The organism is Streptomyces sp. DSM 120436, from assembly GCF_055778765.1.
Genome location: NZ_JBSKBS010000001.1, coordinates 4,578,386 through 4,602,902, shown reverse-complemented (window position 1 = coordinate 4,602,902; position 24,517 = coordinate 4,578,386). Strand labels below are relative to the sequence as shown.

Genomic DNA, 24,517 nt, shown 5'->3' with positions numbered 1-24,517 from the left:
GGAGAACGGCCGAGGACCGCCTGAGCGCCCCGGTCACCGCGGACGGGGCCGGCGGTGCGGGGGCTGTTCGGGCGACCGTCTCGGGGCGGGCACCGGGACCGGGCCCTCGGCGGGGGCGTCCACCCCCACGGTCAGCTCCCTGCCGTGGTGACGGAGGGTCAGCGGCGGTCCGGAGCGCAGGCGGTACGTGGCGCGGTCGGCGGTGATCTCCACGCGCAGGCACCGGTCGCGGTGGCCCAGGGTGAAGGCGAGCCGGCGCAGTCCGGGCGGCAGCCGGGGCGTGAAGCGGAGGCCGTCGTCGTCCCAGCGCATGCCGCCGAACCCGGCGACCAGCGCGGTCCACGCCCCGGCCATACAGGCGATGTGGAGTCCGTCGCGCGTGTTGTGCTCCAGGTCCGCGAGGTCCATCAGCGCGGCCTCGGCGGTGTACTCGTACGCCAGGTCCAGGTGTCCGGTGCGGGCGGCCAGCACGGCCTGGACGCAGGCGGACAGAGAGGAGTCGCGGACGGTCAGCGGCTCGTAGTAGGCGAAGTTGCGGGCGATCTGCTCCTCGTCGTGACGCTCCTCGAACCAGTCGGCGCGGGTGTGCATCGCGAGCACCAGGTCGGCCTGTTTGATCACCTGTTTGCGGTAGAGGTCGAAGTACGGGAAGTTCAGCATCAGCGGGTACTGGTCGGCGCGGGTGCCGGCGAAGTCCCACCGCTGGTGACGGGTGAAGCCCGCGTGCTGCTCGTGCACGCCGAGTTCGTCGTTGTACGGCAGGTGGACCGCCTCGGCGGCGTCCCGCCAGCTCGCGCTCTCCTCCTCGTCGACGTCCAGCTCGGCCGCCCGGTCGGGGTGGCGCTTGCACACGTCGGCCGCGGCCAGCAGGTTCGCGCGGGCCATGAGGTTGGTGTACGTGTTGTCGTCGGCGACGGCGCTGTACTCGTCCGGTCCGGTGACCCCGTCGATGTGGAAGACGCCCCGGTCGTCGTGGTGGCCCAGGGAGCGCCACAGCCGGGCGGTCTCCACCAGCAGCTCCACGCCCGTGTCGCGTTCGAAGTGCTCGTCGCCGGTGGCCTGGACGTAGCGCACGACGGCGTCGGCGATGCCCGCGTTGACGTGGAAGGCGGCGGTGCCGGCCGGCCAGTACGCGGAGCCCTCCGGTCCCTCGATGGTGCGCCAGGGGAACGCGGCGCCGCGCAGGCCGAGCTGGGCGGCGCGCTCCCGGGCGACGGGCAGGGTGTTCTGCCGCCAGCGCAGCGCCTCGGCGGCGGCCTGCGGCACCGTGCAGATCAGCAGCGGCAGCACGAACACCTCGGTGTCCCAGAAGGCGTGCCCGTCGTAGCCGGAGCCGGTGAGGCCCTTGGCGGGTATCGCGCGCCGCTCGGCGCGGGCGCCCGCCTGCAGCACGTGGAACAGGGCGAAGCGCACGGCCTGCTGGATCTCCTCGTCGCCGTCGACCTCCACGTCGGCGCGGTTCCAGAACGCGTCGAGGTAGTCGCGCTGTTCGTCGCGGAGGCCCTGCCAGCCGCTGTGCGCGGCGGCCGCCAGCGCCGCCTCCACCTGGTCGCTCATCGCGGGCCGGGAGCGGACGCCGGACCAGCCGTGGGCGACGAACTTCTCCACCCGCAGCCGCTGTCCCGGCTCCAGGACGGAGGTGACCGTCAGCCGGGCCATGTCGATGTCGCTCTCGCAGTCGGTGGTGGTCCGTTCGGGACCGTCGACGACGTGGTCGGCGGCCACGGCGACCCGCAGGCCGCTGTGCCGGGTGCGGTGCACCAGCCGCAGCCGGCCGCCCTTGGCGAAGTCCTCCTCGTGCTCCAGCGGGGACCGCAGCACGCGGGCGGCGCGCGGGTCGCCGTCCGGGCCGGGCAGGGACTCGTTGGCGACGAGTTCGGACTGCACCACCACCCGGGTGCGGCTGTCGACGGGCTCCACCTCGTAGGCGACGGCGGCGACGGCCCGCTGGGTGAGGGACACCAGCCGGGTGGAGCGCACCCGGACGGTGGAACCGGCGGGCGAGGTCCACTCGCAGACCCGGGTCAGGACGCCGCGGCGCAGGTCGAGGGTGCGTTCGTGGTGGACGAGCCGGCCGTAGCGCAGGTCGAACGGCTCGTCGTCGACGAGGAGCCGGATCACCTTGCCGTTGGTGACGTCGATGACCGTCTGTCCGGACTCGGGGTAGCCGTAGCCGGCCTCGGCGTAGGGCAGGGGGTGCAGTTCGTGGACGCCGTTGAGGTAGGAGCCGGGCATGCCGTGGGGTTCGCCCTCGTCGAGGTTGCCGCGCCAGCCGATGTGGCCGTTGGACAGCGCGAACACCGACTCGCTCTGCGGCAGCCGCTCCAGGTCCAGGCCGCGTTCGCGCACGGTCCAGGGGTCGATGTCGTACCAGCGGCCGGGGCGGGTCACGCCTCACCCCCGAGCTCGGACAGGTCGGTGACGACCCGGTCGGCGCCGTGCGCGTACAGGGCGGCGGCCTGCCCGACGCGGTCCACGCCGACGACGAGGCCGAACCGTCCGGCACGTCCGGCGTCCATGCCGGCCAGCGCGTCCTCGAACACCGCGGCCCGCGCGGGCTCGACGCCCAGGTCGCGGGCGGCGGCGAGGAAGGTGTCGGGCGCCGGCTTCCCCGGCAGGCCCCGCTCGGCGGCGACCACCCCGTCGATCCGCACGTCGAAGAGGTGCTCGGCGTCGACGGAGCGCAGCACGTCCAGGCAGTTGGCGCTGGAGGAGACGACCGCGGTGCGCAGGCCCCGCGCGCGGACGGCGCGCAGATAGGTCAGGGTGCTGGCGTAGGGCTCCACTCCGTGGGTGCGGATCCTCGCGAGCAGCAGCTCGTTCTTGCGGTTGCCCAGCCCGTGCACGGTGGCGGCGGCCGGCGGGTCGCCGGGGTCGCCCTCGGGCAGCCGGACGCCCCGGGAGGCGAGGAAGGTGCGCACACCGTCGGCGCGCGGTCTGCCGTCCACGTAGGCGTCGTAATCGGCGGCGGTGAAGGGGGCGAACCCCACGCCGTCCCACTCGCGCAGGAAGGCGTCGAACATCTCCTTCCACGCGGCGGCGTGCACCACGGCCGTCCTGGTGACGACGCCGTCGAGGTCGAAGAGGCACGCCTCGATGTCTTCGGGCAGACCCAGATCCGTCATACCCGTCACCGTTCCCCGTACGGCGCGGAACAGTGAGTGGCGCGGGCCACACGGGTGGCGGGGCCCGGCGTCCCGGGTGACACACTCTGCTGTGTGGCGCTGACCTTCGACGACCTCCTCCGCCGCGCCCGCGCCCTCCCCCGGGGCGGGCGGCGCGCGATCCTCGGCATCGCCGGCAGTCCCGGCGCGGGCAAGTCCACGCTCGCGCAGCGCCTGGTCGGCGAGTTGAACGGCTCCGGTGAGCCGTGGGCGGCGTACGTCCCCATGGACGGCTTCCACCTCGCCGACGCGGAGCTGGAGCGGCTGGGCCGCCGGGACCGCAAGGGCGCCCCCGACACCTTCGACGCGGCCGGGTACGCGGCCCTGCTGCGGCGGTTGCGCGAGGCCGACGAGAACGACGAGGCCGGCGAGGTGGTGTACGCCCCTTGTTTTGAACGGGAGCTGGAGCAGCCGCTGGCCGGGGCGGTCCCGGTGCCGCCGGCCGCGCGCCTGGTGGTCACGGAGGGCAACTACCTGCTGCTCGGCACCGGGGCGTGGGCGCGGGTGCGTCCGCTGCTGGACGAGGTGTGGTTCTGCGCGGCGGACGAGGAGCGGCGGGTGGGACGGCTGATCGCCCGTCACGAGCGGTTCGGCAAGTCGCACGAGGAGGCGGTCGCCTGGGTGGAACGCTCCGACGAACGCAACGCGGAGCTGGTGGCGGCGACACGGGACCGGGCGGATGTGGTGGTGCCGGTGGAGGAGCTGACGTGACGTCGGGACGCGTCCGGTCATCGGGACCGGCCGGACGCCGGCCGTCCGGCCCGGTGGGCTCGCGTCCATGACCGGAGCAGCCGGCACCGCTCCGGCCCACGCGGCGCGGTCACGCCCGCCGGGCATGCGTCGGCGTGAGGGAGCGGTGCATGAGGCGTCGCGCGGCGGTGGGGGCACGGCGGTGACCGGCGGCCGTTCTGGCGGTGCTGTCGCCGGGGCGAGGACGGCGGTCGCCGATCCGCGTCCGGAGCCGGGATTCGACGGCGGTCGGACCGGGTCGGGGCGGCGGCTGCGGTACGCGACGGTCCCCGGCGGGTGATGTTCCGGGCTCGCCTGCCGGTGATCGTGCTGACGCGGGGGTTCGGGCCGGCGGTGTGCGCGTTCGCGCGTGAACCGGCCGGTCGCGCCGGCGCGTTGGTGGCGCTCGCGCTCCACGCCCTCTCCCCCGACGTGATCGCGCACGGCTCGCCGGCCACGCCGGCCACGCCGGACGTGCCGGCCGCCCGGTTCGTGCCGACGTCGGGGGGCTGCTGTGACGGGCGCGGCGGCGGACGCGGTGCGCGGGGTGCCGGTGGTGTCGGACTCCGCGGCGGCCGAGGCGACCGGGCGGCCGGGCGGACTGATCGACAGCGGCGGGCGGACCGGTCAGGCGGGGAACCCGATCACCGTCTGCCGGAGGTGAGGCGGCGTCGCGCGCCGGGTCCTCGGCGTCCTCAGCCCTCGCCCGGCCGGGCCGCCCGCCGGAAGCCGACCGCGCTCACGTGCCGCATGACCGTGCTCGCCACGCGGTAGCGGCCGTTGGGCACCTCGGCGGAGCGGCGCACGTGCACGGTGAGCGGGCCCGCCCACTCGTAGCCGTTGCGGGCGGCGTGCCGGGCCAGCCGGTCGGTGAGCACCTGGCCCACACTGTCGCCGCGCCGGGTCAGCCGCTCGTGCACCGGCTCGGCGAGCTCGACCTCGTAGGCGTTGGGGACCATGACCCGCCCCGCACGGCACACCACGGCGTTGCTGTCGCACTCGCGCCGCAGGGCGTCGGCGAGTTCGAGCGGATCACGCCCGAACATCCGCGCCCACAGGGCCTCCCATCGGCTCTCCAGTGCCGCTTCCAGCGCGCTCAGGGCGCTCATACTGTCACCTGCCGAAACTCGGTCGCGTCGGGACGGGGTGGGCGGGGCGGCGGTCATGGCGTTCGGACCAGGCCGCAGGGCGGGGGCCGGCGGCCCCCGCGCCCGCGGCGTGATCCGAGCGGCACGACCTACCGCTCCTCGTAGTCGTCGGGCCGGATCTCGGCCTCCTCCAGCGCCTCGCGCATGGTCCGGCCGGTGCCGCCCTGCGCCTGCGTGTCATCCTCGCGGTGCTGCTCGAGGACCTCGTCGGTGTCGTGCGTCTTCGGCCGGTTCTCCTCGGGGACGGTCATGTCCGCGGTGCTCCTCGTCTTGCAGGGGGTTGCGATGTCGCTGTGTCGCGGTGTCGCGGTGCAGCGCTGAGTCGGCGGGTTCCCTGAGCGGGCGGGGATATCCCCCGCGAAGCCGGAGCGGTCCCTCCCCGGAGCTGGCCGGCCCCGCCCCGTGGCCGGCCCCCGTCGGCGACGGCGCTGGTCGTGCGAGGGGTGGGCTATGTTGAACCCTCGTGGGAGACAAGGGAGACGTACCGGTGCCATCGCCGCAGCAGGCACGCGCACAGGCATACGCGATCACCTCGGCCAAGGCGGGTCCGGAGACGGAGCCGTCCCCGACGGCCCAGCTCCGCGCCCTCTTCGACCGGCCCCGGCTCTCCCCCGGCCAGCGGCGCATCGCGCAGTACCTGATCGAGCACATCACCGAGGCGGCGTTCCTGTCGATCACCGATCTCGCGGACCGGGCCGGGGTGAGCCAGCCCTCGGTGACCCGGTTCGCCTCGGCGGTCGGTTTCAGCGGCTACCCGGCGCTGCGGGAGAAGCTCCAGTCGATCACTCTCGGCACCCGGTCCGCCGGCGCCGGCCAGACCGAGGAGCACCGCGGCAACGAACTGCAGGCGGCCGTCGACGCCGAGATCGAGAACCTCGAGAACCTGCGGCGGGACCTCGCCGACACCGACCGCGTCATCGAGGCGGGCCGCGCCCTGTCCGCCTCCACCCCGCTGACCGTCCTGGGCCTGCGCATCTCCGTCTCACTGGCCGAGTACTTCGCGTACGCCGCCCGTCGCATCCACCCGGACGTGCGGCTGGTGACGCTCGGCGGCAGCGTGGCCTACGACGCCCTGCTGCAGTCCCGGGAAGCGGGCGGGACGTGGGTGCTGGCGTTCTCCATGCCGCGCCACGCGCAGGAGACCCTGACGGCGGTGCGGGTCGCGCGCAGCGCCGGGCTGAAGGTCGCGCTCATCACCGACCTGGCGCTGGGGCCGCTCGCGGACGAGGCGGACGTCACCTTCGCCACCGGCACCGGCTCCCGCCTGGTCTTCGACTCGTACGCGGCCCCCGGCGTGATGTGCGCGGCGCTGCTGCAGGCCATGACGGACGCCGACCCGGAGCGGACGCAGGCCCGGCTCGAGGACTACGAGCAGGTCGCCGACGAGCACCGGTTCTTCCTTCGGGACTGAACCCCCGCTCACCGCGGGACCGGGTCCGGGGCCGCTTCCGGCGCGTCACGCGACGCGATCAGGCATGAATGTTTTCATGCGTCTTGCCAAGCGGACGGCATATATAAATACTGCTCACGGATCGCGGCCCCGGCCGCTCCGGACCGCGTTCCGTCCGCCTCACCCGCCTGCCCGGAAGTCCGCCATGCGCCGCACGCACCCGTCGCCGTGGCCGACCGCACCGGTCTCCCCCGGGCACCCGCACGAACGCCCGCGGCCGCCGGCTCCCACCCGTACCGGCGGCCGGGGCGTTCGGCCGGGCCTCCCCTGCCCGGCCACCCGTGGCGGCCCCGGTCGCGCCCTGGACCGGGGCCGCCCCACCCCGTCGCCCGCGCCGGCGGCGCCGCACACCCGGAAGCGAAGATCATGCCTGTGACGTCCACGCGCCTCGGACCCGACTGGCCCCGCCAGGTCAAGACCCCCGGGAGCTACGACTGGGAGCGCTCGGCGGCCAAGTGGCTGCGCGAGCTGGTCCCGGCACGCTACGCGAGCTACCCGGCGTTCGTCCGGCACCCCGTGCTGCTGGCCCGGCACGCCCGGATCCAGGTCGAGCACGAGATACGGGTGGCGCGCACCGCGCTGCGGACCGCCCGCGCGGACCTGCCCCGGCTGGGTCTGCACGAGGGTGTCATCGAGCACACGATCAAGCTGTACGCGGCCGAGCTGACGCAGCTCCAGCACATCGCGCGGAGCGTCCGGGCGGTCACCCAGGCCCTGGACGGGAGCGCCCGCTGACCGCGCCCGGTCCGGCGGCCCGGTCCCGCGACCGCCGCCCCGCCCCCGCGCGCTCCGCGCATGGAGCGCGCGGACCCCGTACACCCCGTGTACGGGCCCGCCCGGCCGGTCCCACGCCGGTGCGGGCCGCCCCGCCTCCGCGCGGTCGCGTCCGGGCCGCCGCCGACCGGCGCGGACCGGCAGTCCGTGGTGACAAGCCGGTCAACGGACACGCGCGGGTGTGCAATGCTCGGTGCGTGAAGAGCGATCGCTTTGCCCAGGTCGGGACCGGCACGGTCCCGGACGTGGTCGAACTGGCCCGGGTCGTCGCCCAGCAGCGCGCCGAGATGGACCGGCTCCGCGAGCAGGCCGCGACGACGACGGTCGTGGAGCGCGCCAAGGGCGTCGTGATGGCTCTGTCCGGCTGCACCGCGGACGCCGCCGAGGAGATCCTGTACCAGCGTGCCAAAGCCGCCCGCCGCACCCTGCTGGAGGAGTGCTGGATCACCCTGGGTGAGGTGACGCCCGCCCGGCCGTGCGGGGACGCGGTCGTCTCCCGCCCGTCGGGCGCACCCGGGGACGCGGCGGCCGTCATGTCCGCGACGGACGCGCCGGCGCCCTTCGCCGGGCCCGACGACGTCGCCGACGCCCTGGGCCGCCTGGGCCGCGCCCTGGTCCACGTGGACACGCACCAGGCGCTCGCCGAGTGCCTGCGGGACCATCTCGCCCCGGACCTGGGCGCCGACTCGGTGATGATCTACGTCCGCCGCTCCGGCGGCGGCCTGGAGCTGGCCGGGCACTCCGGCATCGACGACGGGCTCGCCGCCCGCTGGCGTCAGGTGCCCCCGTCCAGCGGGATGGCCATGGCGGACGCCCTGCTGGCGGGCGAGCCGCGCTGGCTGGAGGACTACTCCGAGGACAGCAGGCGCTACCTGTTGATCGGCGAGCCGCCCGAGCAGTGGCGGTCCCGGGTCTGGCTGCCGCTGCGCGCCGGGGACGGCTCCGACGTGTGCGTCGGCGTGCTGCGCGGACGCCCTGGCGTCTTCACCCCGCGCGACCGCGCACACCTGGAGGGCGTCGTCCGGCTGTGCGCGGGACGCGTGCGCACCTTCACCTCGTCGGCGGCACCGCCCTCCGACGCCGAGACGGACGCCGTCCGGTCGCTGTTCGCGGCGCTGCCGGTTCCGGCGATGCTGCTGACGCCCGTCACCGGCGCCTCCGGCGACGTGGAGGACTTCCGCGTCGACGCGGCCACCGTCCAGGCGGCCGACCTCCTCGGGGGATCCTCGGGCGACCCGGCCGGACGGCGGCTGCGCGAGGTGCGGCCCGACCTCACGGACGTCCCGATGTGGCAGGGCTGCCTGGACACCCTGGAGGGCGGCGGCCCGTACGAGAGCGAGCCGTTCGCGCACCAGGAGACCGTGGACGGGGTCACGGAGCTGGCCACCTACTCGGTGCGGGTGACGCGGCTGGAGGACGCGCTGGTCGTCACCTGGCTGCGGCACGCCTCCTCGGACCGGCAGGAGCAGCGGCTGGCGGAGCTGCAGCGGCTCGGCAACATCGGCTGGGCCAACTGGAACCTGGCGCGGGAGGAGGTGTCCTGGTCGGCGCAGGTCTTCGCGATCCTCGACCGGGACCCGGCGGACGGACCGGCCCGGCTCGCCGACGTCCCCGGTCTGGCGCTGCCCGAGGACCGGCCGGCGCTGGGGGCCGCCGTCGAGGCCCTGCTGCGCGAGGGGCGGCCGTTCGACGCGCCGTTCCGGGTCCGCGGCGGGCGCGGCGTACGGCATCTGCGGCTGGTCGCCGAGGTGGTGGCGGACACGCACGGCACCCCGGTCGAGGTGCACGGGGTGGTGCAGGACCTGACCGCGCGGCGGCGGGCGGAACTGGCGCTGGTGGAGAGCGAGCGGGTGAACCTCACCCAGCACGACGTGCTCCAGTCGGAGCGGGTCCTGGTCGCCCGGCTGCAGAACGCGCTGCTGCCGCTGCCCGACAAGGTCGTGGACCTGTCCGGGCTGCGCGTCGAGGTCGCCTATCTGCCCGCGCAGGCCGGCATACACGTCGGGGGCGACTGGTTCAGCGCCGTGGAACTTCCCGACGGGGACGCCCTGTTCGTCGTCGGGGACGTGGCCGGCCACGGCGTGGACGCGGTCGCCACGATGGCGCAGCTCCGCTTCACGGCCAAGGGCATGGTGAGCACGGGCTCGTCGCTGAGGGGCGCGCTGTCCCGGCTCAACTCGCTGCTGCTGCACTCCCGGGACGCCCACGGCACCGCGACGATGGTCATCGCCCGCTACCACGCGGCGGACCGCCGGCTGGTGTGGGCGCAGGCCGGTCACCCGCCGCCGCTGCTGCTGCGCGGCGGTGAGGCGACGTATCTGCGGCGGCCCCAGGGCATGCTGCTGGGCGCCACCTCCGCCCCGTACTTCGAGGAGACCGAGCACCGCCTCGAACCGGGCGACCGCCTGCTCCTGTACACCGACGGCCTGGTCGAGCGCCCCCCGGAGAACATCGACACCGGCCTCACCCGCCTCGCCGACGCCGCGGCCGCCCACCCCGAGGACACCCCGGGCTCCCTGGGCACCCTCCTGGACGTGATGCTGGAGGACGAGCGGCGGGACGACGTGTGCGTGCTGGACATCCGCGTGCCGCGGGAGTGACCGCACGGGGAGGCGAACCGCCTGCGGCGGGAGGCACGTGACCGGGGCCCGGCCGGTTCAGCCCCGGGCGCCCTCGGTCGCGCGCAGGAAGCGGTGCAGGGACGCCGTCATCGCGGCGACGAACGCGTCCCGGGTCGCGTCGTCGAGGGCGTCGAGCGACAGGTAGGGGTTGAGGTCCTCCAGCTCGACGAGCAGGAGTTCCCCGTCCGGCGCCCGGCAGGCGTCGACCCGCTGGATGCCGTGGCCGAGGGTGTTCCACTCGATGAACCGCCGGGCGAAGCCGAGGTCGCCGGAGGTGGGCCGGTAGGGCTCCAGCCGCCAGCGCGCGGCGGGGTCCGGGGCGTGGAGGGCGTACTGGAAGTCCTGGTCGACGAAGTAGAATGACACCTCGTAGGCGAAGTCGATGTACGGCTGCACGAGGACGTCGCCGTCGGCGGGGGCGGACGCCTCGGCCGCGGGGACGATCCGCAGCCCGTGCGAGTCGGCGCCGAGCCGCGGCTTGACGACGTACCGCTCCGCGCGGGGCAGCCGGTGCAGGTCCTCGGGCCGGCCGACGGTGGGGATCACCGGCAGCCCGGCGTCGGTCAGGTCCAGCAGGTACTGCTTGCCGGCCATGTCCCCGCGCCCGGTGAGCGGGTTGTAGACGGGCGTACCGGTCGCGAGGGCCCGCGCGCGGAACTCCTGGTAGGCGTCGGGATACCCGAGCACCGGCCCGCTGTTCCGCACCACGACCGCGTCGAACCCGCCCATCAGGGCGGCGGCGTCCCGCGGATGGCACAGGGCGAGATCGAACTCCTCGCGCAGCCGGGAGGTGAGGAAGATGTCCTCGTCGCAGTACCGCCGCCCCCGGGCCGGGTAGGCCAGGTCGGTGACGTACAGGATGCGGGGGCGGGTGGCGCGCATGGGGGCTCCTCGGGGCGGCGTACGTCGATCCTAGGGACGGTTCCGAAGCTGACGCACAGCCACACGGTCACCGGCGCCGCGTCCCCGTCAGCCACCGGCGACGGCTGGACGCCAAGGGCTGGCCTGTGGCGGGGTCACCTGGGGCACGGACGCGTCGCGCGTCCATGACGGCGGCGACCGGGGGTGGGCGGAGGCCGGCCGGCTCGGCTCCAGCTCCTGCTCGGCGGGCGTCGTCGCCCGGTCGGACCGGCTGGAGTCGCTGGGCTGCGACGCGAAGCGCGCCGGCCGGTGTCAGCTGTGGACCGACCCCCGTGCCTGCGACTGACGAGCGGGGGCCCGGCGCGTGTGCGCCGGGCCCCCGGCGTCGGGGCGGGTCAGCGTCTGCGGGGCCGGCCCGCCCCGACGCCGGCGACGTGCAGGGCCAGGGCGGTCAGCCCCAGCAGCATCACGTTCACCGAGGAGAACACGTCGTTGGTCCCGATCTCCGCCGCGTTGATCAGGAAGGCGATGAAGAACAGCACCGCCGCGACCATGCCGAGCATGAACGAGCTCCTTCCGTAGAGGTGTTGCCCGTATGCCCGGCTCTCGTGGACTCAGACGCGTCACGTGCCGGACATCCCAGGAAGCGGCCTCGCCCCGAAGAAAGAGGGTACTGAGTGCCTTTACTCGTGGCACTCAGTGCCATAACCTGTGGCCGTGCGCGGTGGCACGGCCACCGGGCAGGCGCGTGCCCGGGCGGGACCGTGCACGTGGAAGTCCGGCCGAGTGCAGGGAGTTGACCAGCGTGTACCACTTCTCAGGAAGCGTCGCTCAGCGGGCAGCCGGCTCCACGACGCGCCTGCTCGAACCGCAGGGCCCCGAGTCGCGGAGCGGTGATCAGGAGGCCATGCTCTTCCAGCGCTGCACCTGGTGCGGCACGGCGATGTACCACCGGCTGCTGTGCCCGGTGTGTCAGGGCAGCGACCTGCGGACGGAGCGCAGCGCGGGTTTCGGCACGGTGCGCCACTCGACGGTGCTGCACCGCAACACCCCCGCCGCGCGCAACGTGTCGCTGATAGAGATGGCCGAGGGGTTCGTGGTGCGGGGCCGGGTCATGGGCCCTCCCATCGGCATCCACAGCGGCGACCGGGTGCGGCTGTCGACGGCCGAGGACCCGGTGCGCGGTGAGCCGGTGTTCCAGCTGGTGGACGAGCCGCTGCGGGCCTGGACCTGACAGTTCCGGCGTCAACGGCCGTATCGGGTGCGTGGGTTCAGAGGGTGACGCGGATGCCCACCGTGCCGTCCGGGCCCCGGCGCAGCCGGCTGCCCAGCAGGGTGAGGCGGCCCGTCAGCCCGTACTTGCGGGCGATCAGCTGCCGGTAGCGGGCGGTCGTGGCCGCGTCGCAGATCTCCGCGGTGGCCGGGACCTGGTCGCCGGTCGGGTTCCCGCGCAGGTCGCACGGGCCCACGAGGACGTCCTTCCGGGCGCGGATCCGCTTGACCTTCCACGAGTCGGCCACGGTCCACACGCCCAGCGCGTCGCCGTCGCGCACCACCCACACCGGGGTGGCGACGGGCGTGCCGTTCTTCCGGTAGCTGGTGAGCAGCAGGTACTTCCCCGTGCCGAGCCGGTCCCGCAACGCGTCGTCCATGCCCCAAGTCTAGGCCGACTCCGGCGTGTCCCGCCGGGAGCCGTCCGGTCCTACGGGCGGCGGGCGACGAACACCAGCTCCCGGCCGGGGCGGTCGGGCGCGTCCCGCACCTCCTCCAGCACGTAGCCGTGGCCCGCCAGGTCCGCCTCGATCTCTTCCCGCTCGCGGAAGCGCAGGGTCGAGTCCGAGGTCAGCGCCGCCCCGTCCGACGCGAACACGTACGTCGTACGGAACGTCACCAACGGGCCGTCCACACGGGTCACTTCGTGCCAGCTCTCCACCCGGCCGGCGCCGGGCACGTCGGCGGTGACGTACGACTGCTCGCGGGTCCAGGTCTCCCACGCGCGCCGGGCCGGGTCGCGGGTCTCGAAGAGCAGGCGTCCGCCGGGGCGCAGGGCCGCGCGGGCGCCGCGCAGGGTGGCGTGCCAGGCACCGGGGTCCGTGATCTCCTGGGCGACGTTCGCCGTCATGGTGGCCAGATCGACCGCGAGCGGGGGCAGTTCCGTGGCGTCCCCCTCGATCCAGCGGACCCGGTCGGCGCCCGGCTTGGCGCGGGCGACGTCGAGGGAGGCGCCGGCGGGGTCGACGCCCACGACGTCGATGCCCTCGTCCGCGAGGAGCAGCGCGAACACGCCCGTGCCGCAGCCGATGTCCAGCACCGTACGGGCGCCGGACTCCCGCGCCATGCGCAGATAGGCGTCGAGGTCGCCGCGGTCGGGGTCGAGCGGGTCGTGGAGGGCGGCGAGGCGCGGGTGGGCGAAGGAGGCGTCAGGCACGCGTGCCGCCCGCCGCGCGCACGGCGGCCGCCATCCGCCGCACCGCCTCGGTGAGCACCTCGGGCGAGGTCGCGAGGTTCAGCCGGGCGTGGCCCGCGCCGCCCGCGCCGAACGGCAGTCCGCCGGTCAGCGCCACCCGGCCGTGGTCGAGGAACGCCGCGGCGGGGTCGTCGCCCAGGCCGAGGCCGCGGCAGTCGAGCCAGGCGAGGTAGGTGGCATCACCCGGACGGTACCGGACGGCCGGCAGGTGCTCGGCGAGCAGCTCGGTGAGCAGCCGGCGGTTGGCGTCCAGGCCCTCCAGCAGGGCGTCCAGCCAGCCGGTGGCGTCGCGCAGGGCGGCCGTGTGGGCGAGGATGCCGACGTGGCTCGGACCGTGGCCGACCACCTCCGGCATCCGGGCCAGGTCGTCGCCCGCACCGGGCCCGGCGACGGCGAGGGCCGCCTTCAGCCCGGCCAGGTTCCACGCCTTGGACGCCGACATCAGCGACAGGCCGCGCTCGCCGCCGGGCACGCTCAGGTACGGCACGAACCGTGCCCCGCCGAGCACCAGCGGCGCGTGGATCTCGTCGGCGACGACCCGTACGCCGTACCGCTCGGCGAGTGCCGCCACCACCGTCAGCTCGTCTGCGGTGTGCACGGTGCCGGTGGGGTTGTGCGGGCTGCACAGCAGGTACGCGGCCCGCTCGCCGCCGGCCGTCGCCTCCCGGAAGGCGCGCTCCAGGACGTCCGGGTCGAGCCGCGCGTCCGCGCCGAGCGGCGCCTCGACGACCTGGCGGTCCGCGTGCCGCACGAAGTCGTAGAAGGGCGGGTAGACCGGCGGGTTCACCACGACCGGGTCGCCGGGCCCGGTGACCAGCCGGAGCATCTCCACCACGCCCAGCATCACGTCCGGCACGATCGCGGTGCGCTCCACGGCGAGCCCGGGCCAGTCCCACCGCTTGCCGGCGAAGGCGGCCAGCGCCTCGGCGTACGCGGTCCCGGCCGGGTACCCGGTGTCACCGGTCACCATCGCGTCGGTGACCGCGCGCACGACCGGTTCCGCGAGCGCCACGTCCATCTCGGCCACCCACACGGGCAGGACGTCGTCGGGGTGGGTCCGCCACTTCATGCTGGTGCGGCGGCGCAGCTGCTCCAGGGAAAGGGCCTCGAGGGGATTCGGTTCACCGGACGTGTCGTGCGGGATCCTGGTCATGCAGCACACGATAGGGGGCGTGGTGTGGAACCACATCAGGATGTCGCGGCGCCGCCCGGCGACGGTGACGGGACGGCCCTGGAGATCGCCTGCGACGAGTCGGGGTCGGACGGCGAGAACCTGACCGGCGGGAACACCGACGTGTTCGCGCACGCCGGGGTGTGCGTCCCCGTGCCGGCCGCGGCCGGCGCCCTGCGGGAGATCCGCGACCGGATCCGCTCCCCGGCCTCCGAGTACAAGGCGGCCCATCTGCTGCGGGAGAGGCACCGGGCGGTGCTGGAGTGGTTCCTCGCGCCGGGCGGGCCGCTGCACGGCGCGGCGTGCGTGCACCTCACCGAGAAGTCGTTCTTCGTGGTGGACCGGCTGGCCTCCGTGCTCCTCGGCGACCCGGGAGCGGCGGCGGAGGTGTACCGCACGGGCCGGGAGGCGCTGGGGGCGGAGGACCGGCAGCGGTTCCTGTCCGTGGCGAACCGGCTGCTGCGCACCCGCAACGGGGCGGAGCCGGGGTCCTCGGTGCCGCTGTTCTTCGAGACCCTGGACGAGCTGTGCCGGGTGTACGCCGGTACGGACGCGGGCCCGGTGCTGGAGCGGCTGGTGGCGGGGCGCGGGCGGGCCGAGGCGTACCGGGCGGGGCTGCTCGACGGCCCGGCGACGCGCATCCCGGTGCTCAATCCGCTGCTTCCGGCGATCGTCGCCACGGCCGCGTACTGGTGCGGGCGCGGGCGCCGGCCGGTGCGGCTGGTGCACGACCGGCAGAACCTGCTGACGCCCGGGCGCCTCGCGTGGATCGAGGAGACCGCCCGGCGGTCCGGCGTCGCCCTGGCGGAGGTGCGGCTGGTCGCCGCGCGGGACGACCCGCGGGTGCAGCTGGCGGACTTCCTCGCCGGGATCGCCCGCAAGGCGGCCGGTGACGCGCTGCGCGGGGACGGCGACCCGGGGCTCATCGCGCTGCTGCGCCCCTACGCCGGCCCGGCGTCCGTGTGGGGCGACGCCCGCACCGCGGCCGCACTGGGCCTGCCCGCGCCCGGCTCCGCGGTGCGGACGGGCGGCTGAGTCGAACGCGGTGGCGCCCGCGCTGAACACGACGGGCTCCGGGGCCGTATGGACAGGGGGCGCTCGGCCCGAGGGAGGCCCCCGCGGTGCGCGCACCGCGCCGTCGAGGTTCTGGAGCCATGCACATGAGGCACGCACGACGACGGGTGGTCCGGCGAGTGACACGGCTGGCGGCCGTCGGCGGACTCCTGCTGGGCGGCACGATGGTCACGCACGCCGTGGCGAGCGAGCCCGGCACGCCCGACGCCGTCCCGTTCTCCACCGTCTCCCCCGCGGACGAGGCCCCGGCAGGGCCGGGCGCCGCCCTGGTCCGGCGTCTCGGCACGTCCCGCACGGCGGGCGCCTGGGTGGGTTCCGACGGCCGGACGGTGGTCGCGGTGACCGACGCGGAGGCGGCGGCCGAGGTGCGGGCGGCGGGCGCCGAGCCGAAGGTGGTGCGGCACAGCATGGACGACTTCGACTCCGCGACGAGAACGCTGAGTTCGGCGCCGCGGGTGCCCGGCACGGCCTGGCTGAAGGACTACCGGTCGAACCAGGTGGTGGTGCGCGGGGACAGCACGGTGTCCGCGGACGACTGGTCGGCGCTGACCGATGTGGCCGACGGCATCGGCGACTTCGTCCGCATGGAACGGGTCGGGGGCGTCTTCACCACCCGCCTCAACGGAGGGCTGCCCGTGCTGTCGACGGCCGGCCGCTGCTCGGCCGGGTTCAACGTCACCGACGGGGAGCGGGAGTTCATCCTCACGGCCGGACACTGCGGGCCGCGGGGGTCGGTGTGGTTCTCCGGCGACGGGGACCGGCGGAGGATCGGCACCACCGTCGGCGGCAGCTTCCCGGGCGACGACTACTCGCTGATCGCGTACGAGGGCGGCCTGGCGGGTGAGAACGCCGGGGTGGTCGCGGTGGGCGGCGGCAAGGGCGTGCGGATCACCGGGGTGGCCGACCCGACGGTGGGGCAGCGGGTCTTCCGCAGCGGCAGCACCAGCGGGCTGCGCGACGGGGAGGTGACCGCGCTCGACGTGACGGTGAACTACCCGGAGGGGACGGTCGGCGGGCTGATCGAGTCGGACGTGTGCGCGGAGCCCGGGGACAGCGGCGGGCCGATGTTCTCCGAGGGGATCGCGCTCGGCGTCACCTCCGGAGGCAGCGGCGACTGCCGCTCGGGCGGCACGACGTACTTCCAGCCGGTGACGAAGGCGCTGGCGGACCTGGATCTGAAGCTGCTCGTGGCGCCCGGGGCGGACGGCGAGGACCCGGCGCCGTCGCAGGCGCAGGGCGTGGCGGCGCCGGACGCGGCCGGGCCGGGTTCGTCGGCGCCGGTGCGGGGCATCCTGCCGGACCCGTCGACGCTGGTGTCGCGGCTGGCCGACCCGCGGAACGTGGGCCCGGGGCTGCTGGTGACGGGCGGGAGCCTGGTGGCGCTGGTGGCGTCGCGGTGGATCAGGACCGAGCAGGACCGCAAGGCGTACCGGCGGCAGTACTCGGCGACCTGGGGGTGAGACGTGAAGGGCACCCGTGCGCCCACGGGTGCCCGATCGTGGTGCCGAGGCCGGTCAGGCGGCCTCGGCCGCCGGAGGAAGGGCCGAGGCCCACTCCTGGACCAGGCGCTGGTACTCCTCGCGCTGTTCGACGCTGAGTGTCCCGCCCGACCGGAGCCACAGGGCCCGGATCTCCTCGTTGACCTCGGCAGCCGATCGCTCGGAGGTAGGTTCAACAGTGGTGGACATACCGTGAAGCATACGTCCCCCGAGGTGAAGACGCTGTGAGTAATCGCACGCTTATCGGGCGATTAAGGCAAATCCGACAGTGTCGCTGATCACGTCCATCTCCTGTGCAAGGTGGGCGAGTTCACACCGGCGGGACGCGGGAGCGCCCGGCCCGCGGGCCGGGCGCCGAGGGCCGTCAGGTGCCCGGCTTGCGGCCGTACACGTAGACGTCGTCGCCCTTCTTCAGCAGCGACCAGTACTTCTTGGCCGTGGTCGTGGTCATGTTGACGCAGCCGTGGGAGCCGGGCGGGTTCCACATGCTGACGCCGGCGGAGTGGAAGGCCTGCCCGCCGTCGAAGAACTGGCTGTAGGGCATGGGCACGTCGTAGATGGTCGAGACGTGGTTCTTGTTCCGCCAGTAGACCTTCTTCAGGCCGGTGCGGGTCTCGTAGCCGTCGCGCCCGGTGCGGACCGGGACCGGACCGTAGACGAGCTTCTTGCCGTCCTGGATCCAGCTCAGCTGGAGGGTGAGGTTGACGCAGGCGATGCGTCCCTTGTTGGTGGGGCACGCGCCTGCCTTGTTCGGGTTCTTCCCGACGGCCTTCTGCTTGTTCATCAGGTTCATCACGCCCCAGGTCACGGGGCCGGCGTACCCGATGTTGGGCCTGATGCCGTGCTTGTTCTGAAAGGCCCTGACGGCCTTGCAGTCGGCGGCGGACTGCTTGCCGTCGACCGGGCGGCCGAGGAACTTCTCCACCTTCTTCTGGTACGGCCCCGCCGACTTGGTGCAACTGGCGGCCTGGGCCGGCGTCGCACCGAGCGCGAGCGTGAGCGGGGCCACCAGAGCGGTGACCCCCAGGGCGACGACACCCCGTCTGCGCATCTCCCCCATGAGCTGTTCTGCCTTTCCCGCGGAAACGTGCGCGGGCTCGCGCACTCTGTCAGGTAGACGACGAAGAGGGACATTCGGTTGTACCCGCGACCGGACCGTTGTGTCCGTCACGCCGGATGCCTCGGCGTGAGCCGGGTCACGTGGGGCCCCCGGGGTGCGGGGCCCGCCGTCTTCCGGTGTGGTCCGCCGCCCGGTGGAAGCCGTGGTTGACGGCCGTGATGCCGCCGTCGACGACCAGGGTGGCGCCGGTGATCCAGGACGCGTCGCGGGAGGCGAGGAAGGCGACGGCCGCCGCGATGTCCTCCGGCTCGCCGACGCGGCCCAGGGGGTAGAGCTCCGAGATCGCCGCCAGATCGTCGGACCGGCCGGCCCAGGCCCGGGTGCGGACCGTGCCGGGCGCCACGAGGTTGACCCGGACGCCGCGGGGTCCCGCGTGGCCGGCGAGGGTCCGGGTGAGGGAGATCAGACCCGCCTTGGCGGCGCTGTAGGCGTGGCCGCCGAAGTCCTGGAGCCCGTTGACCGAGCCGACGGTGACGATCGCGCCCCGGCCGGAGGCCTCCAGGTGTTCCAGGGCGGCGCGGCAGCAGCGGTAGGCGCCGGTGAGGGTGACGTCCAGGTCCGCCGCCCACTCCTCCTCCGGCTCGTCCTCGAAGCGGGGCGCGTCGGGGGTGCAGTGGGCGGCGTTGTTCACCAGCACGTCGAGCGAACCGAAGGCGCGTACGGCGCGGTCCACGGCCGCCTCGACGGACGCCCGGTCGGCCACGTCGCAGGCGACGGACTCCACCGTGAGTCCGCGCCCGCGCAGCTCCGCCGCCGTCCGCTCCCCCGCCTCCGGGTCGGCGTCGGCGATCAGGACGCGAGCGCCCTCCTCGGCGAACCGTGCCGCGGTGGCGGCGCCGATGCCGCGTGCCGCCCCGGTGATGAGAACCCCGTACCCCGCGAAGCGCCCTGTGTCCGTCGTCATGGGAGGACGGTAGCCGCTCGGGCGATCACCGCCGCAAGTCCTTTCCGGCCTGTCGGCGCCGAAGGGTCAGCGGTAGCCGGTCACGTCGGCCGGCCTGCCCGCGTCCTGCACCTCGACCAGGTAGCGCCAGGCGTCGGGGCGGCTGCCGTCGAGGTCGGTGAAGCCGTACTCCCGGGCGAGGCCGCCGCTGGACAGGGAGGCGCCGTTGAAGCGGGACACGTCGGGGTCGGCGGCGAGCGCGGCGACGGCGCGGCCCACGTAGCGCGGTGTCTCGGAGATGGCGAAGTGCGGCTCCTTGCCGAGCGCGTCGCGCCAGTTGTCCTCCCGCACCCCGAAGTGGTCGAGCATGATCTCGGAGCGCATCCAGCCGGGGGTGAGGGCGACGGCGGTGGCGCCGCGCGGGCCGAGTTCGTGGCTCAGGGCGAACGCCATGCGCAGCACCGAGGACTTGGCGAGGTCGTAGAAGAAGGAGACCCGGTAGTGGTCGCGGTTGTACGCGGCGGTGCCGTCGGTGACCTCGACGGCCAGTCCGCCGGGGCGGCGCAGCAGCAGCGGCAGGGCGTGGTGGCTGGTGATCGCGTGGGTCTCCACCGCGAGGCGCAGCAGCCGCAGTCCCTTGTCGAGGTCGTGCTCCCAGACGGGGGCGTCCCAGTCGAAGAGCGTCTCGCCGCCCCAGATGTCGTTGACGAGGACGTCGAGGCGGCCCTGCTCGGCGGCGATCCGGTCGACGAGCGCCTTCACCTGGGCCGGTTCGAGGTGGTCGGTGGGGACCGCGATGCCCCGGCCGCCCGCCTCGGTGACCAGGTCGGCGGTGTCCTCGATCGTCTCGGGCCGGTCGTACTCGGAGCGGCGGGCGCGGGTGGTGCGGCCCGTGACGTACACCGTGGCGCCCGCCGCGCCGAGTTCCACGGCGATGCCCCGTCCGGCTCCCCGGGTCGCCCCGGCCACCAGCGCGACCTTGTCCCTCAACCGTTCCGTCATGTATGGCCTCCCGTGCCCGTGTCCGTCTGTCGACGAGAAGCGTGACGGGTAAGCCGGACATCCTCTGTCGGCTTTTCCGCGGGGTCACCCGCGTCCTCGGCGGATTCACCCGCACGCGCCCGGACGCGGCGGCGTCCGGGCGCGTGCCGTCCCGCTCAGTGGCCCCGGGCGATCCACTCGTCCAGGTGCGGGGCCTCGGCGCCGATGGTGGTCGGATCGCCGTGCCCGGTGAGCACCTTGGTCTCCGGCGGCAGGGTGAGCAGCCGGTCCCGGATGGAGTCGATGATCGTCGGGAAGTGCGAGAAGGAGCGGCCGGTGGCGCCGGGGCCGCCCTGGAAGAGGGTGTCGCCCGTGAACACGGTCGCCAGCCCCGGGTCGTGGAGGCAGACCGCGCCCGGTGCGTGGCCCGGGGTGTGCAGCACGGTGAGGTCGGCGCCGCCGGCCTCGATGACCTGCCCGTCGGCCAGCCAGGCGTCGGGGTCGCGGTCCGGGTGGGTCTGCTTCCACAGGTGCAGGTCGTCGGGGTGCAGCCAGATCGTGGCGCCGGTGCGCTCGGCGAGGGCGGGCGCGGCGTCGATGTGGTCGTTGTGGGCGTGGGTGCACACGATGGCGGTCAGGCGCCGGTCGCCCACCGCCTCGGCGATGGCGTCGGCGTCGTGGGCCGCGTCGATGACGACGGCCTCGTGGTCGTCGCCCACGATCCACACGTTGTTGTCGACGTCCCAGGTGCCGCCGTCGAGGCGGAACTGACCGGAGGTGACGAGTCGTTCGATGCGGGCGGTCATCACAGCACCACCACCGAGCGCAGCACGTCGCCGTGGTGCATCCGTTCGAACGCCTTCTCCACCTCGTCCAGGGCGATGGTCTCGGTGACGAACGCGCCCAGGTCCAGGCGGCCCTGGAGGTGCAGGTCGATCAGCATCGGGAAGTCCCGGGACGGCAGACAGTCGCCGTACCAGGAGGACTTGAGGGAGCCGCCGCGGCCGAAGACGTCCGCCAGGGGCAGTTCGATCTTCATCTCCGGGGTGGGCACGCCGACCAGGACGACCGTGCCGGCCAGGTCGCGGGCGTAGAAGGCCTGCCGGTAGGTCTCGGGGTGGCCGACGGCCTCGATGACGACGTCGGCGCCGAAGCCGCCGGTGAGGTCGCGGATCGCCTCGACGGGGTCCTTCTGCCGCGAGTTGACCGTGTGGGTGGCGCCCATGGAGCGCGCCTTGTCCAGCTTGCGGTCGTCGATGTCGACGGCGATGATCTTCGCCGCGCCGGCCAGCCGGGAGCCGGCGATGGCCGCGTCGCCGACGCCGCCGCAGCCGATGACGGCGACCGAGTCGCCGCGGCCCACCTCGCCGGTGTTGATCGCGGCGCCGATGCCGGCCATCACGCCGCAGCCGAGCAGCCCGGCGACCTGCGGCGCGACGGCCGGGTCGACCTTGGTGCACTGTCCGGCGGCGACCAGGGTCTTCTCGGCGAAGGCGCCGATGCCCAGCGCCGGGGTCAACTCGGTACCGTCGGCCAGGGTCATCTTCTGCCGCGCGTTGTGCGTGTCGAAGCAGTACCAGGGGCGTCCGCGCAGACAGGCTCGGCAACTTCCGCACACGGCGCGCCAGTTGAGGATCACGAAGTCACCGGGCCGCACGTCGGTGACGTCGTCGCCCACCGACTCGACGACGCCCGCGGCCTCGTGGCCGAGGAGGAAGGGGAAGTCGTCGTTGATGCCGCCCTGTTTGTAGTGCAGGTCCGTGTGGCACACCCCGCACGCCTGGACGCGCACGACCGCCTCGCCGGGTCCCGGGTCGGGTACGACGACCGTCTCGATCCGTACCGGCTCGTCCTTGCCGGGTGCGATCACGCCGCGTACTTCCTGGGCCATGGTGCTGACTCCTTCATCGGCCGGGTCCGTCTCCCCCGTCTCCCCCGACCCTACGCGGGAATGATCGGCCGTGCCGCCCACCGTGCGGTGCGCCCGCCCGGGCGACGTAGCCTGAACATCCGACCGACGCCGAGGGGGGCTCGTGAGCATTGCCGGGGACCGGTCCGGACCGCCGGCCTGGAGGCTGCTGCTGTCGTACGTACGGCCGCACCGGTGGGCGCTGCTGGGCGGCGCCGTGCTGTCGCTGGTGACCGGCGCGACGGGGCTGGCGCTGCCGCTGGTGGCCCGGGAGCTGATCGACGACCTCGCGGCGGACCGGGCCGTCACCGGGGCGCTGCTGCTGATGTCGGCGCTGGTGATCGCCAACGCGGTGCTGGGCGCGGTGGGGGCGTACGTGCTGCGGCGCACGGCGGAGTCGGTGGTGCTCGGGGCGCGGCGCACGCTGTCGTCGTACCTGCTGCGGCTGCGGATCACCGCCGTGGACCGGACCGAGCCGGGTGACCTGATGGCCCGCATCACCTCCGACACCACGCTGCTGCGGGAGGTGACCACCGACTCGCTGATCGGGCTGGGCACGGGCGGCCTCACCCTGATCGCCACCGTGGTGCTGATGGGCTACGTGGAGCCGGTGCTGCTGGCGGTCACGCTGGGGGTGATCGCGCTGGCGGGGACGATGCTCGGGGTGATCGTGCCGCGGATCCAGCGGGCGTCCCGGCAGGCGCAGGACGCGGTGGGCGTGATGGGGGCCTCGCTGGAGCGGGTGCTGGGCGCGCTGCGCACGGTGAAGGCGTCCGGCGCCGAGCCCCGGGAGGAGCGGACGCTGCACGACGCGGCGCGCGAGTCGTGGCGGATGAGCGTGCGGGCCGCCAAGTGGTCGGCCGCGGCGGGCAACACGGCGGGGCTGGCGATGCAGCTCGCGTTCATCACGGTGCTGGCGGTGGGCGGGGCGCGGGTGGCGACCGGCGCCATCGACATCGGGACGCTGGTGGCGTTCCTGCTGTTCGTGTTCTACCTCATGGCGCCGATCTCGCAGGTCGTCGGCGCGGTCACGCAGTACCAGGCGGGCAGCGCGGCGCTCGCCCGGATCCAGGAGGCACTGCGGCTGCCCGCCGAACCGGCCGCGCCGCCCGCCGCGTTGCCGTCGCCCGGCGCCGCCCCGGCGGCCGTCGCCTTCGAGGAGGTGCGGTTCCGCTACGCCGACGACCTGCCGTACGTCCACCACGGGGTGACGTTCGCCGTGCCGCCGCAGGGACTGACCGCGTTCGTCGGGCCGTCCGGCGCGGGCAAGACGACGGTGTTCTCCCTCATCGAGCGGTTCTACGACCCCGAGTCCGGCGTGATCACCGTCGACGGCCGGGACATCACCGAGTGGGACCTGCCGGAGCTACGGGCGGCCATCGGGTACGTGGAGCAGGACGCGCCCGTGCTGTCCGGTTCCCTCCGGGACAACCTGCTGCTGGGCAATCCCGGCGCGGACGAGGACGCGCTGGCCCGGGTGGTGAGGACGACCCGGCTGGACGGGCTGGTCGCCCGGCTGCCGGACGGCCTCGACACCCTCGTCGGCCACCGCGGCACCAAGCTGTCCGGCGGCGAGCGCCAGCGGGTCGCCATCGCCCGCGCCCTGCTCCGGCGCCCGCGCCTGCTCCTCCTCGACGAGGCGACGTCGCAGCTGGACGCGGTGAACGAGGCGGCCCTGCGGGACACGGTGGCGGATGTCGCGCGGACGACCACGGTGCTGGTGGTGGCCCACCGTCTCTCCACGGTGACGGCGGCCGACCGCATCGTGGTGATGGACGCGGGACGCGTGCGGGCGGTGGGGACGCACCGGGAACTGGTCGCGTCGGACCCGTTGTACGGGGAGCTGGCCGCTACGCAGTTCTTGGCCACGGCGGGGTGAAACGGGCCGCGGGACGCGGGGCTGGTCCCCCGCCTGCCCCGCGGACCCCTACGCGGGCGGGCGCCCCCGGGCCCGGGGTCCGTGCGCGGCCGTCGGTCGGCGCCTCCTCGCCGGGGACCTCCGCCCCGCCGCTCAGCGAGCGCGCGTCTGCGCTCACTCCAGGTGGAGGGCTGCCAGGCGCGGCAGTCGGCGTGTCGTCTCGGCGTGGTCGTCGAAGTCGAAGTCCCAGGTGGGGTCCAGCTCCGGATAGCGAAGGGTGAACGCGTCGCCGGCGAGTCGCCGGCCGGTCGCCCGGACGTGGGCGTTCCAGACGATGCTCAGCACCTCCTCGCACTCGAGGCAGTGCCCGTCGGCCGCCGAGGCGCGCACGACGGGCAGGTCCGCCAGGGTGTCGGGGCGGGCGACCGCGCGCTCGAAGACCTCCCGCCCCTGGGCGGTCAACCAGCCACGGAAGCAGTCGAAGCCGTCGTCGGAACATCCGCCGTTGATCACGTAGGCGGCGGCCCACAGGGGGTTCGTGCAGGAGTCCGCCCTCAGGTCCCACAGCACCTGCTGGGCAGCGGCGATCTCCGCGGCCGGTCGTGTCGCCAGCCGCGCGCTCGCCCGGCGGACGACATCCCCGGCGTCGTCCGGGTCGGGCGCCTGGCCGCGGGCCGCCTCGACGAGCTGCCAGAACTGCTGTCTGTTCATGGCGGCGGAGCATTCCGCCCGGTACTGGCAACGAGCCCGTCACGCCCCCGCCGGCCAGGCGTCGCGCTTGCCCCGGCCCGTCTCGGGGAGGACGCTC

24 protein-coding genes are annotated in these 24,517 nt (G+C 74.4%); 8 read left to right on the top strand and 16 right to left on the bottom strand.

The genetic code is table 11. The annotated features are described in order from the left end of the window. Positions 1–33: 33 nt before the first annotated feature. Positions 34–2,391, bottom strand: coding sequence for a glycoside hydrolase family 65 protein (locus tag ACWH4W_RS20430; RefSeq protein ID WP_473077149.1), 2,358 nt, complete (start codon positions 2,389–2,391; stop codon positions 34–36). Next, a complete protein-coding gene (locus ACWH4W_RS20425) occupies positions 2,388–3,125 on the bottom strand; it encodes an HAD family hydrolase (protein ID WP_473077148.1) in 738 nt (245 codons plus the stop codon). The genes ACWH4W_RS20430 and ACWH4W_RS20425 overlap by 4 nt, the downstream gene beginning before the upstream one ends. Positions 3,126–3,218: 93 nt before the next feature. Here ACWH4W_RS20425 and ACWH4W_RS20420 point away from each other — a divergent pair, with 93 nt between their 5' ends. Then, positions 3,219–3,875 (top strand): nucleoside/nucleotide kinase family protein, encoded by a 657-nt coding sequence (locus ACWH4W_RS20420; RefSeq protein WP_473077147.1) that lies wholly within the window; start codon positions 3,219–3,221, stop codon positions 3,873–3,875. A gap of 713 nt (positions 3,876–4,588) precedes the next feature. Here ACWH4W_RS20420 and ACWH4W_RS20415 read toward each other — a convergent pair. Together ACWH4W_RS20415 and ACWH4W_RS20410 are read right to left on the bottom strand one after the other, a co-directional pair. After that, positions 4,589–5,002, bottom strand: a complete 414-nt coding sequence (locus ACWH4W_RS20415) for a DUF3662 domain-containing protein (protein WP_473077146.1) — start codon at positions 5,000–5,002, stop codon at positions 4,589–4,591. A gap of 128 nt (positions 5,003–5,130) precedes the next feature. After that, a complete protein-coding gene (locus tag ACWH4W_RS20410) occupies positions 5,131–5,292 on the bottom strand; it encodes a hypothetical protein (RefSeq protein WP_473077145.1) in 162 nt (53 codons plus the stop codon). A gap of 236 nt (positions 5,293–5,528) precedes the next feature. Here ACWH4W_RS20410 and ACWH4W_RS20405 point away from each other — a divergent pair, with 236 nt between their 5' ends. The 3 genes from ACWH4W_RS20405 (at position 5,529) to ACWH4W_RS20395 (ending at position 9,865) form a co-directional block, all read left to right on the top strand. Continuing rightward, the gene (locus ACWH4W_RS20405; RefSeq protein WP_198602382.1) at positions 5,529–6,452 is read left to right on the top strand and encodes a MurR/RpiR family transcriptional regulator; all 924 of its coding nucleotides are present in this window, start codon (positions 5,529–5,531) and stop codon (positions 6,450–6,452) included. Between the two features lie 405 nt (positions 6,453–6,857). Next, positions 6,858–7,226: a hypothetical protein gene (locus ACWH4W_RS20400; RefSeq protein ID WP_473077144.1), complete on the top strand. Its 369-nt coding sequence runs from the start codon at positions 6,858–6,860 to the stop codon at positions 7,224–7,226. Between the two features lie 236 nt (positions 7,227–7,462). Next, positions 7,463–9,865: a SpoIIE family protein phosphatase gene (locus tag ACWH4W_RS20395; protein ID WP_473077143.1), complete on the top strand. Its 2,403-nt coding sequence runs from the start codon at positions 7,463–7,465 to the stop codon at positions 9,863–9,865. Between the two features lie 57 nt (positions 9,866–9,922). Here the strand turns inward: ACWH4W_RS20395 and ACWH4W_RS20390 are convergent, their stop codons facing one another. Then, complete coding sequence (locus tag ACWH4W_RS20390) at positions 9,923–10,768, bottom strand: ATP-grasp domain-containing protein (protein ID WP_473077142.1); 846 nt, start codon at positions 10,766–10,768, stop codon at positions 9,923–9,925. 374 nt (positions 10,769–11,142) lie between these two features. Further along, a complete protein-coding gene (locus ACWH4W_RS20385) occupies positions 11,143–11,310 on the bottom strand; it encodes a hypothetical protein (protein ID WP_473077141.1) in 168 nt (55 codons plus the stop codon). A 242-nt stretch (positions 11,311–11,552) separates the two neighbouring features. On the opposite strand from ACWH4W_RS20385, the gene ACWH4W_RS20380 reads away from it, so the two are divergent. Next, the gene (locus ACWH4W_RS20380) at positions 11,553–11,981 is read left to right on the top strand and encodes a Zn-ribbon domain-containing OB-fold protein (protein WP_473077140.1); all 429 of its coding nucleotides are present in this window, start codon (positions 11,553–11,555) and stop codon (positions 11,979–11,981) included. Positions 11,982–12,018: 37 nt separating this feature from the next. Here the strand turns inward: ACWH4W_RS20380 and ACWH4W_RS20375 are convergent, their stop codons facing one another. The 3 genes from ACWH4W_RS20375 to ACWH4W_RS20365 are packed head-to-tail and all read right to left on the bottom strand — an operon-like array spanning position 12,019 to position 14,367. Beyond that, positions 12,019–12,399 (bottom strand): PPOX class F420-dependent oxidoreductase, encoded by a 381-nt coding sequence (locus tag ACWH4W_RS20375; RefSeq protein ID WP_473077139.1) that lies wholly within the window; start codon positions 12,397–12,399, stop codon positions 12,019–12,021. A 50-nt stretch (positions 12,400–12,449) separates the two neighbouring features. Further along, the gene (locus tag ACWH4W_RS20370; protein ID WP_473077138.1) at positions 12,450–13,175 is read right to left on the bottom strand and encodes a class I SAM-dependent methyltransferase; all 726 of its coding nucleotides are present in this window, start codon (positions 13,173–13,175) and stop codon (positions 12,450–12,452) included. Beyond that, positions 13,168–14,367: a MalY/PatB family protein gene (locus tag ACWH4W_RS20365; RefSeq protein WP_473077137.1), complete on the bottom strand. Its 1,200-nt coding sequence runs from the start codon at positions 14,365–14,367 to the stop codon at positions 13,168–13,170. Before ACWH4W_RS20365 ends, ACWH4W_RS20370 begins: the two co-directional genes overlap by 8 nt. Positions 14,368–14,391: 24 nt before the next feature. Between ACWH4W_RS20365 and ACWH4W_RS20360 the strand changes: the two genes are divergently transcribed. Both ACWH4W_RS20360 and ACWH4W_RS20355 read left to right on the top strand, forming a co-directional pair. Then, a complete protein-coding gene (locus tag ACWH4W_RS20360) occupies positions 14,392–15,420 on the top strand; it encodes a hypothetical protein (protein WP_473077136.1) in 1,029 nt (342 codons plus the stop codon). 125 nt (positions 15,421–15,545) lie between these two features. Next, the gene (locus ACWH4W_RS20355; RefSeq protein ID WP_473077135.1) at positions 15,546–16,919 is read left to right on the top strand and encodes a S1 family peptidase; all 1,374 of its coding nucleotides are present in this window, start codon (positions 15,546–15,548) and stop codon (positions 16,917–16,919) included. Between the two features lie 54 nt (positions 16,920–16,973). Here the strand turns inward: ACWH4W_RS20355 and ACWH4W_RS20350 are convergent, their stop codons facing one another. The 6 genes from ACWH4W_RS20350 to ACWH4W_RS20325 all read right to left on the bottom strand — a co-directional run bounded on the left by ACWH4W_RS20350 (position 16,974) and on the right by ACWH4W_RS20325 (position 21,833). After that, positions 16,974–17,159, bottom strand: coding sequence for a hypothetical protein (locus ACWH4W_RS20350; protein WP_471586916.1), 186 nt, complete (start codon positions 17,157–17,159; stop codon positions 16,974–16,976). A 163-nt stretch (positions 17,160–17,322) separates the two neighbouring features. Next, the gene (locus ACWH4W_RS20345; protein ID WP_106411075.1) at positions 17,323–18,018 is read right to left on the bottom strand and encodes a L,D-transpeptidase family protein; all 696 of its coding nucleotides are present in this window, start codon (positions 18,016–18,018) and stop codon (positions 17,323–17,325) included. Positions 18,019–18,154: 136 nt separating this feature from the next. Further along, complete coding sequence (locus ACWH4W_RS20340) at positions 18,155–18,982, bottom strand: SDR family NAD(P)-dependent oxidoreductase (RefSeq protein WP_473077134.1); 828 nt, start codon at positions 18,980–18,982, stop codon at positions 18,155–18,157. A 66-nt stretch (positions 18,983–19,048) separates the two neighbouring features. Continuing rightward, the gene (locus ACWH4W_RS20335) at positions 19,049–19,963 is read right to left on the bottom strand and encodes an SDR family oxidoreductase (RefSeq protein ID WP_473077133.1); all 915 of its coding nucleotides are present in this window, start codon (positions 19,961–19,963) and stop codon (positions 19,049–19,051) included. A gap of 155 nt (positions 19,964–20,118) precedes the next feature. Beyond that, positions 20,119–20,748: an MBL fold metallo-hydrolase gene (locus ACWH4W_RS20330; RefSeq protein ID WP_473077132.1), complete on the bottom strand. Its 630-nt coding sequence runs from the start codon at positions 20,746–20,748 to the stop codon at positions 20,119–20,121. Then, positions 20,748–21,833, bottom strand: a complete 1,086-nt coding sequence (locus tag ACWH4W_RS20325; RefSeq protein ID WP_473077131.1) for an S-(hydroxymethyl)mycothiol dehydrogenase — start codon at positions 21,831–21,833, stop codon at positions 20,748–20,750. The genes ACWH4W_RS20330 and ACWH4W_RS20325 overlap by 1 nt, the downstream gene beginning before the upstream one ends. A 142-nt stretch (positions 21,834–21,975) precedes the next feature. Between ACWH4W_RS20325 and ACWH4W_RS20320 the strand changes: the two genes are divergently transcribed. Then, positions 21,976–23,730, top strand: coding sequence for an ABC transporter ATP-binding protein (locus tag ACWH4W_RS20320; protein WP_473077130.1), 1,755 nt, complete (start codon positions 21,976–21,978; stop codon positions 23,728–23,730). 153 nt (positions 23,731–23,883) lie between these two features. Here the strand turns inward: ACWH4W_RS20320 and ACWH4W_RS20315 are convergent, their stop codons facing one another. Beyond that, a complete protein-coding gene (locus ACWH4W_RS20315; protein WP_473077129.1) occupies positions 23,884–24,420 on the bottom strand; it encodes a DUF4240 domain-containing protein in 537 nt (178 codons plus the stop codon). Positions 24,421–24,517: the final 97 nt, after the last annotated feature.

Bases quoted from the DNA above. Each gene is read 5' to 3' on its own strand.
- ACWH4W_RS20425 (WP_473077148.1), bottom strand. From the start codon at position 3,125: ATGACGGATCTGGGTCTGCCCGAAGACATCGAGGCGTGCCTCTTCGAC.
- ACWH4W_RS20415 (WP_473077146.1), bottom strand. From the start codon at position 5,002: ATGAGCGCCCTGAGCGCGCTGGAAGCGGCACTGGAGAGCCGATGGGAG.
- ACWH4W_RS20410 (WP_473077145.1), bottom strand. From the start codon at position 5,292: ATGACCGTCCCCGAGGAGAACCGGCCGAAGACGCACGACACCGACGAG.
- ACWH4W_RS20400 (WP_473077144.1), top strand. From the start codon at position 6,858: ATGCCTGTGACGTCCACGCGCCTCGGACCCGACTGGCCCCGCCAGGTC.
- ACWH4W_RS20390 (WP_473077142.1), bottom strand. From the start codon at position 10,768: ATGCGCGCCACCCGCCCCCGCATCCTGTACGTCACCGACCTGGCCTAC.
- ACWH4W_RS20385 (WP_473077141.1), bottom strand. From the start codon at position 11,310: ATGCTCGGCATGGTCGCGGCGGTGCTGTTCTTCATCGCCTTCCTGATC.
- ACWH4W_RS20375 (WP_473077139.1), bottom strand. From the start codon at position 12,399: ATGGACGACGCGTTGCGGGACCGGCTCGGCACGGGGAAGTACCTGCTG.
- ACWH4W_RS20365 (WP_473077137.1), bottom strand. From the start codon at position 14,367: ATGACCAGGATCCCGCACGACACGTCCGGTGAACCGAATCCCCTCGAG.
- ACWH4W_RS20355 (WP_473077135.1), top strand. From the start codon at position 15,546: ATGAGGCACGCACGACGACGGGTGGTCCGGCGAGTGACACGGCTGGCG.
- ACWH4W_RS20350 (WP_471586916.1), bottom strand. From the start codon at position 17,159: ATGCTTCACGGTATGTCCACCACTGTTGAACCTACCTCCGAGCGATCG.
- ACWH4W_RS20345 (WP_106411075.1), bottom strand. From the start codon at position 18,018: ATGGGGGAGATGCGCAGACGGGGTGTCGTCGCCCTGGGGGTCACCGCT.
- ACWH4W_RS20340 (WP_473077134.1), bottom strand. From the start codon at position 18,982: ATGACGACGGACACAGGGCGCTTCGCGGGGTACGGGGTTCTCATCACC.
- ACWH4W_RS20335 (WP_473077133.1), bottom strand. From the start codon at position 19,963: ATGACGGAACGGTTGAGGGACAAGGTCGCGCTGGTGGCCGGGGCGACC.
- ACWH4W_RS20330 (WP_473077132.1), bottom strand. From the start codon at position 20,748: ATGACCGCCCGCATCGAACGACTCGTCACCTCCGGTCAGTTCCGCCTC.
- ACWH4W_RS20325 (WP_473077131.1), bottom strand. From the start codon at position 21,833: ATGGCCCAGGAAGTACGCGGCGTGATCGCACCCGGCAAGGACGAGCCG.
- ACWH4W_RS20315 (WP_473077129.1), bottom strand. From the start codon at position 24,420: ATGAACAGACAGCAGTTCTGGCAGCTCGTCGAGGCGGCCCGCGGCCAG.